This window comes from Klebsiella sp. K-Nf6, from assembly GCF_002806655.1.
Lineage (GTDB): Bacteria > Pseudomonadota > Gammaproteobacteria > Enterobacterales > Enterobacteriaceae > Klebsiella > Klebsiella variicola.
The window spans coordinates 1-8,266 of record NZ_PIBN01000035.1; the positions used below are offsets into that span (position 1 = coordinate 1).

General features: G+C 37.1%; 6 protein-coding genes. 1 reads left to right on the forward strand and 5 read right to left on the reverse strand.

The features are described 5' to 3' along the window. The first annotated feature begins 188 nt into the window (after window positions 1-188). Window positions 189-1,223 carry an EpsG family protein gene (locus CWM61_RS28305; protein ID WP_100632256.1) on the forward strand — a complete coding sequence of 345 codons (1,035 nt, stop codon included), beginning with the start codon at window positions 189-191 and terminating at the stop codon, window positions 1,221-1,223. Window positions 1,224-2,796: 1,573 nt separating this feature from the next. Here CWM61_RS28305 and CWM61_RS28310 read toward each other — a convergent pair. The 5 genes from CWM61_RS28310 to CWM61_RS28330 all read right to left on the reverse strand — a co-directional run. Next, complete coding sequence (locus CWM61_RS28310) at window positions 2,797-3,789, reverse strand: glycosyltransferase family 2 protein (RefSeq protein ID WP_100632257.1); 993 nt, start codon at window positions 3,787-3,789, stop codon at window positions 2,797-2,799. Beyond that, a complete protein-coding gene (locus tag CWM61_RS28315; RefSeq protein ID WP_100632258.1) occupies window positions 3,786-5,021 on the reverse strand; it encodes a flippase in 1,236 nt (411 codons plus the stop codon). Before CWM61_RS28315 ends, CWM61_RS28310 begins: the two co-directional genes overlap by 4 nt. A gap of 555 nt (window positions 5,022-5,576) precedes the next feature. Then, window positions 5,577-6,575, reverse strand: coding sequence for an NAD-dependent epimerase (locus tag CWM61_RS28320; RefSeq protein WP_100632259.1), 999 nt, complete (start codon window positions 6,573-6,575; stop codon window positions 5,577-5,579). 192 nt (window positions 6,576-6,767) lie between these two features. Beyond that, entirely contained in the window at window positions 6,768-7,934 is a 1,167-nt protein-coding gene (ugd, locus tag CWM61_RS28325; protein ID WP_100632260.1) for a UDP-glucose 6-dehydrogenase, read from the reverse strand. 180 nt (window positions 7,935-8,114) lie between these two features. Next, the coding region (locus CWM61_RS28330) for a dTDP-4-dehydrorhamnose 3,5-epimerase family protein (RefSeq protein WP_165785320.1) at window positions 8,115-8,266 on the reverse strand (152 nt) is incomplete at its 5' end.

Genomic DNA, 8,266 nt, shown 5'->3' on the forward strand with positions numbered 1-8,266 from the left:
AGAAGAAGAAGAAGAAGAAGAAGAAGAAGAAGAAGAAGAAGAAGAAGAAGAAGAATTATTGACTTTTTAGAATATTTAAAGCAAAACACTCGAGATCATTTAAGAATAATTTCATGCTCATCTATGTATTGACATTAATTACTAATAATGTATCTTATCAAGATGTTTTAGTACCAATGGATGAAACCATGAACAATCTTAAATCTATTTCCAGAATATTTTCACCAATATTCCTTTTTATAATTATAATCATTCTTTCGATCATAGCTTGCACAAGAGAAGTTGGCTCCGACAATGATTCTATTATGTATGCTACAATTGTACAAGATAGCGTTAATGGTTTTTATAATTACTTACAAAAAGAACCAGGCTTTTGGTTGATTGTTTTCTTAAACAATACTTTCACCGGGGGAAGTATTGAGGCATTCTTTTTTATTTATTCATTCATCGCATTGTGTTTATGTTTCTATGGAATACATAAAGTTTCTCCAGCCCCCTATATTAGCATTATCATCTATCTTGCATTTTTCTTTATAATTCATGAGATGATGCAAATAAGAATAGCTTTCGCTGCTGGATTTATCTTTTTTACTTTTTATTACATTGTAGATAATCAAAGAAGGAAATCATTTTTTATAAGTGCAATAGCAGTAATTTTCCATTATTCAACAATAATTTCATTCCTTTTTTTCTTCTTAAGACCAAAACAAAAAATAACAAAAATATACTTAATCCTTCCTATTCTCGGTATGTTGTTTGGCTTACTTATCAATAACGTGCCATCGTTTAGCCAAGCATTTTTCAATCTAATGCCAACATTTATCAGCTATAAAGCGCAACTTTACTTTGACCTGAATACTGAAGGAGACCTTAAAAGAGTTACAGCAGTTGCAACGGGATTTGGAAGTCTAATTTATTATTCCTTATTATTTTTCATGTATTTCAGAGTTAATAATAAAGACTTATCATTATCATATTATCGCGCACTTAACTTTCTTTTAAAAATAACTTCATTACAGTTATTTCTAGGGTTTATATTACTTTTTAACGTTGAATTCTCGAATCGCATATTTACTTACATAGGTGTTTTAACATTCCCTTTATTACCAGCTTTCTTTTTTAATGAATTTAAAAAAGACTCAAGATTCATTGTTTTTATACCCATATTAATCTATTCACTCAGGCAGCTATACACTAGTTACAATAGTGTGTTTATCAATTAAATAACTCATAATGGAAAATTCAATGCACTTATATCCCCATGGGGTATAAGTGCATTTTTTAATTATTAATTGTTGCATTATGATTATGTCTTATAATGACAAAATGAAGTTTCATAATTATGTTATCATCCAGCGTACCGTCCCATCTACATTTAGATATTCTCCGCCATACTGATCGTGTTCCCTTATGAGATAGCCATGCGCAAAGCCCGATTCGTCGAACAAAAGATCATCGCAGTTCTTAAATCAATCACAGCAGAACGTACCGTTAAGCATGTCTGCAATGAAGCGAATATTTCCGAGCCAACTATTACAACTTCGAGAGCGACGTTCGGAGGCATATGATAAGTTGAAAGACCATGAGGATTAAAGCTGCCAGCTGAAACATGTGTTTTCAAGCCTGAGTCTCAAGTACCGGCTACTGTAAGAGGTAATAGACTACGCTTAGTTAACTATATGAACAAGCAGTTTGCTGTGAGCCTACATCAGGTGCGCAGGACATTGTCGTTGAGTTGGATGGTATTTCGTTATCAGCAAAATATGCGATGTGATGAGCCGGTGAGTATGGCGCTGAACATGGCGGTTGAATGCTATTTACTTTACTTCACGGATTAAAATTTATTTCAGACCCAACACAAGCAAGGAAGCAGCTGGAACCATAAAAAAGTTCACAGTATTACCGCCTTCTGCAACTGAATTCTCGACGTAAATAAAAACCACGCCTACCACTGCGTAGCCCAGCACCGCTGGTGACTACCGCGACGATGAATTTGAGCTGGTTAACCGACTTGATTCAAGATGGGTTGGTGTAAAGTATACGCGCCGGACCTTCACCTTGGTGAACAACTTTAACTGTAAAGCACGGGCGATAGAAATTCACCTGGATATCCCGACGCGGAGTTTAGTGAGGATGCTGGATAAAATCGGGATAAACCGCGAATAATTGATGAAACTGCTGAGGTACAACAGCCCGGAGCTAGGTCTCGCTGACGCTTGCACAACTGACAGAAGAGTATGGTAAGATGCTGGAATTCATTAGAGCAGATAAGCCAAAGCATAATATCTTTATCGGACGGAGTGAACTTAACCGGATGTACACGACACAAATGATGTTTAAGATAATTAAACGAAGTACGGGAACTTACAGAGCATTGGGCTAGCTGAATTTAACAGGTGCAGTTATAATTATTCTTTACTTTGAATAATAATTACAACGCACATACTTCACCGGTTATTAATGAGTTTTAAAAAAGAGGAATGTCGTCTTATGAATAATAATAACATATACGGTATAATTAACAAGCTTACTTTTTCTTTCCTCTTCAATAAATAGATAAAGAGTTAAAGAGTTAAAGAGTTAAAGAGTTAAAGAGTTAAAGAGTTAAAGAGTTATAAAGCTTTTGATGCATAAAAAAAGTAACAATAGAGTATTAACCGTTTTGTTTAGTTGGCATATTGTTGTTGCCGAAAATATTATAACGAATTAACGCTCTAAGCACCAGTTAATCTCTTATATCTAAAGATGAGTGTATCATAGCAGATAACACTCATCGCCTTCGATTGTCATGGCAAGCTATTTTTTATTTTTTTCATAAAAGGCAAATCCATCACATATCGATCTAAGAATTTTAAGATACACTTTTAAGTTATTGCTTAAAAGTGCCTTTAAAAATAATATAGACATAAAAGAAAAAATATTCATTATATATATACTTTTCCTTGTCGTAGTTACGGTCATTTCAAAGAACACTCTGTTTCTTATGGTGTGGTGTATTTTAAAATCTCCAGCACTGAATATAGGTGATGATAGTTTGCTAGTTTTGATTGCAGACCATGAATCATCAATATCCTTAATGAGACAGTTAGTTAATAAATATAACTTTATGCCTGCAGAAGATAGATCGTACGTATATTTCGTATCATCAAAATAAAGAATCATATCCTTCATTGGTCGCATGCCTTTATTCAATATAGCCTTCCTAGTCAACATACCGCCATATGGGCCACATGGCACGGGAACACATTCAACACTATCCTTCCCAAAATATTTTTTTTCATTTATACGAAATATTTTTAAAAAGTTATTTTTAAAATACTTTTTTAATGTGAATGCCATGAATGAATTTTCTTCACCGAGTAATACCTCTTTTCGTCTAGTTCTAATAAATTCCATATAATGAGGTCTATCCTCTCTTAATAAAAAGAATACACTCTTACGCTCAGATTCTTGAGATGCAATACTTATTGCACGCTGAATAGCCCCTTCTTCAAGAAGATTATCATCATCAAGGAATAGAACAAATTCATTTTTTGTATTGGATGCCAAATCCATTCCATGGCTAAAAGCGATAGCTGATCCTTCATTTTTATCATTAGTTGATATTGTAAACTGCACTGGGCTATATAGCGTAGGTAACTCATTAATTATTTCTTTACTTTCTACATCACTGCCATTATCAATAATTATCACATGATCACATCCGGAATTTATTGTTGAAGATACAACCGAACTTAATAAATGCCCTCTATTTGAATACGTTACAATGACAGTAGTATACGGTATCATAAAACACCAATCCTTTTAGAAAATAACACAACCAAACATAAAAGAAATAATTCGCTTAATGTTAAAGCCAATGAGGTTCCATGGTAGGAATATAAATATGAAAGAACAGTCGAACAAACAACATTAAAAATACCCGTTGCAATAACACACAGTGAAAATTGCTTTGAATAACCACATGACGTCATACCAAGTATCGCACAAACATAATTTAAGCCGCCAAATAAAAATGCTGGTGCCATAATTTTTAGACATGATGCAACTTCTACAGAAGATGTTCTGCCTATAACATGCCCGATAAAGTCAGAAAGATAAAATAACATCAACGATGCGGCAGTATAAGTTACTATGATGTGCCATTTATATTTTTGCGAAGATTTTTTGAAGAAACTCGGATCACCAGTGAATCCTTTTGCAAAAGATGGATACAAAGTATCCCCAATTACGTTCTGAACCATTTGTGCACTTCTAAGGATTCTCTCAGCAATGGAATATGCCCCTACTGCCGCAGTGCCTGCAAAGAAACCAAGAATCAGTACATTGAAATTCTTATACAAACCTGACGCTATTCTTGCGACAAATATTGAATAACCATCCTTAAGCTGTTTATTAATATCTTTAGAAGAAATTTCTAACTTGAAGTTAAATTTCGTTCTCAGAACTATAATTGCAGTTGCAAAGGATACAAATGCACCGGCAAGCAAACATGCTTGAACTTTCCATACATCGTTAGGTGTGTTTACAACAATAAAGATCATCCCTGTAAAAATTAGCTTAGGGATACTATTACAACCAGTTATAAAATGCATTTTTTCAGCAGCTTGAAAATGCCATGAAGGGAACATTGACTGAAAAACAGTAATGCCAAAGGTTAGAAAAAAAACAGCCTTATATTCTTCAGGTACTGAATGTACTAAGAACACGAAAATTGAACAAAATAAAAAAAATACCGATATCATTGATTTTATAGCAAAGACCGAACTACTTATTATTGATGCCTTATAATCATCATAACCATTCTTTGCTATATCTCTAGTCGCCGACAGATTAAACCCGTAATCAATAAAAAGTTGCATATAAGCTGTGATTGCGGTAATGGTGGCAATCAAACCAACATTTGATATTCCAATTTTAATTATTAGATACGGCATTAAAACAATAGGAAGAGCATAATTTATAATTTGCATAAAACCAAGCGAAGCTAAGTTTTTTAATGTCTTTCTCTTATTAAACATATATAAGCCAATAGTTTGATCAGGTTTTTTAAGTGTGAAAGTGACAAGATTTGAATTGGACTTCAACTATACCGCTAATTCACTGATTTTATTAACCGATTTCATCTTTTAAATTCTAATTGAGAGGCATGGCACTCAATCAAAAAACAATAAGCCACGCAATTAACATTATATAACCACCTACGCATCAAAACCATAAGATATGCTAACGATACTGTGCCATTGCAATTAATTATTCATAGCGGTTAGCACACTGCAATAATAAGAATAATTCAATACCATATTAAATAATCCAACTAAGGACCATTATTAAACTCAATCATTAATTACATTAAGATTTTTGCAGGTGAATGGGAAATCAACATTTAATATATGGTTATGCAATTTTAAACCAGAAATTATTAAATCATACTATAAATAAGTCACCTTAATGTAGGAAAATAAAATAAAACCAACACTTCCATTAAAGTTGGTAATTTTCCACCAAGAGGTAAGTAACAAATCATTAATTACCTCTTTAATATGTTATTTTAAATTAAAATATTACATAGATTATCAATAATATCCTTTATACCACTCCACGAACTGTTTAACTCCTTCTTTTACAGGAGTTGCGGGCTTGAAATTAATAATTTTATATAGTGCTACCGTTTCAGCACTTGTATTTAAGACATCACCAGGCTGAATTGGCATCATGTTTTTCTTCGCTTCCATCCCCAGCGCTTCTTCCAGGGCGGTGATGTAGTCCATCAGTTCCACCGGTGAGCTGTTACCAATGTTGTAGACCCGGTATGGTGCGGAGCTGGTAGCAGGAGAACCTTCCTCAACTGTCCATTCAGGATCAGGCTGAGGGAGCACATCCTGGATACGAACAATGGCTTCGACGATATCATCTATATAGGTAAAATCACGTTTCATCTTGCCGTAGTTGTAAACATCAATACTTTTCCCTTCCAGCATCGCTTTCGTGAATTTGAATAACGCCATGTCCGGACGTCCCCAGGGACCATAGACCGTAAAAAAGCGCAGTCCTGTCGTCGGGATGCTGTACAGATGGGAATAAGTATGTGCCATCAGCTCATTAGCTTTTTTTGTGGCAGCATACAACGAAACGGGGTGGTCGACTGAATCATCTGTTGAGAATGGCATTTTACGGTTTAGACCGTAGACAGAACTGGATGAAGCATATAATAGATGTTGCACTTTATTGTGACGGCAACCTTCCAAAATATTCAGGTAGCCCGTTAAATTGGAGTCTGCGTAAGCATATGGATTTTCGAGAGAATAACGTACCCCCGCTTGAGCTGCAAGATGGATAACTCGGTCAAACTGTTCTGTTTCGAACAGCTTAGCCATACCATCACGGTCAGCGAGATCTAATTTGTAAAAGGTAAAAGAGGGAGATTCTAATTGTTCAAGACGAGATTCTTTTAACTTTACATCATAATAATCATTAATGTTATCGATCCCAACAACTTGATGCCCATCATTCAAGAGGCGTTTGCTGACATGAAACCCAATAAAACCAGCCGCACCAGTGACTAAAAATTTCATATTTAAACTCCTAAGAAATACTCGATTGGCAGCATTGATGTTTTACAAAATTAGTTTATTTCACCAGAAAAACTCACTAACCGTAAATAACTAATTGTATAAACATATTCGTAGGTTAATTAACATCAATGAAATCCAATTTCATATAAAATTTGGCTGGAGATACTCTTATCCAGCCAAAGGTGAAAAATCCTAATCATTACCAAACAGATCGCGTGTATAAACCTTGTCCGCCACATCCGCCAGTTCTTCCGCCATACGGTTGGAAATGATCACATCCGCCTCTTGTTTGAAGGCATCCAGGTCGCGTACGACACGGGAGTTGAAGAACTCATCTTCCTGCATCACCGGTTCATAGATAATAACCGGAATACCTTTCGCCTTGATGCGCTTCATGATGCCCTGAATAGAAGAGGCGCGGAAGTTGTCCGAACCACTCTTCATAATCAGGCGATACACACCCACCACTTTCGGCTTACGAGCGAGGATGGAATCAGAAATAAAGTCTTTACGGGTACGGTTGGCATCGACGATAGCCGCGATGATATTGTTCGGGACCGACTCGTAGTTCGCCAGCAGCTGCTTGGTATCTTTCGGCAAGCAGTAGCCGCCATAGCCAAAGGACGGGTTGTTATAGTGATTGCCTATACGCGGATCAAGGCATACTCCTTCAATTATCTGCTTGCTGTTAAGCCCCTGGCTTTCAGCATAGCTGTCGAGCTCGTTGAAATAGGCAACGCGCAGCGCCAGATAGGTGTTAGCGAACAATTTGATCGCTTCCGCTTCGGTGGAGTCGGTAAACAGGGTCGGGATATCCTGCTTGATCGCGCCTTCTTTCAGCAGGTCAGCGAAACGTTCGGCACGCGCAGAGCGCTCACCAATGACAATACGCGACGGGTGCAGGTTGTCGTATAGCGCACGGCCTTCACGCAGGAACTCAGGAGAGAAAATAACATTATCAATCCCTAAACGTTCTTTGATGTCGCGGGTGAACCCCACCGGGATGGTCGATTTAATGATCATCACCGCGTCCGGGTTGATCTCTGTGACATCGCGAATAACCGCTTCCACCGTAGAGGTGTTGAAGTAGTTGGTTTTGGGATCGTAATCGGTCGGCGTCGCAATGATCACGTAGTCGGCATTACGATAGGCGTCGTGCTTGTCCGTGGTGGCACGGAAATTTAACGGTTTTTCTGCCAGATATTCCTGAATCTCTTTATCCACAATCGGAGAGATCTTCTGGTTAAGCATATCCACTTTGGCCTGTACGATATCTAGGGCAACCACTTCGTGGTTTTGCGCAATCAGGACACCGTTCGATAAACCAACATAACCTGTACCGGAAATAGTAATTTTCATTCGATTACACTTTAATCAGTTAACTGGGTAATGGCGGATAGCCACGAATTTAAATAATGCTGTTGGCGGTTTTACGCTGAGAAGGAAGGTAAGTCAAGTCAGCCGGTTGACCCGGCTTGTAAACGAATAAACATGACGAGCTCCATCTGGAGCCCGCCATTTTAGGAAAAAATAACCTAATTATTTATATACTTCTGCGGTGGCCAGAGTATGTGCCTGCAGATCTTTCTCCGACAGCGACAGTGCGCTGTCGCTCAGCGCCGGCCAGTCAATCCCTATCTCCGGATCGTTCCAGATGATGCTCCGTTCTGACTGCGGCGCGTAGTAGTTCG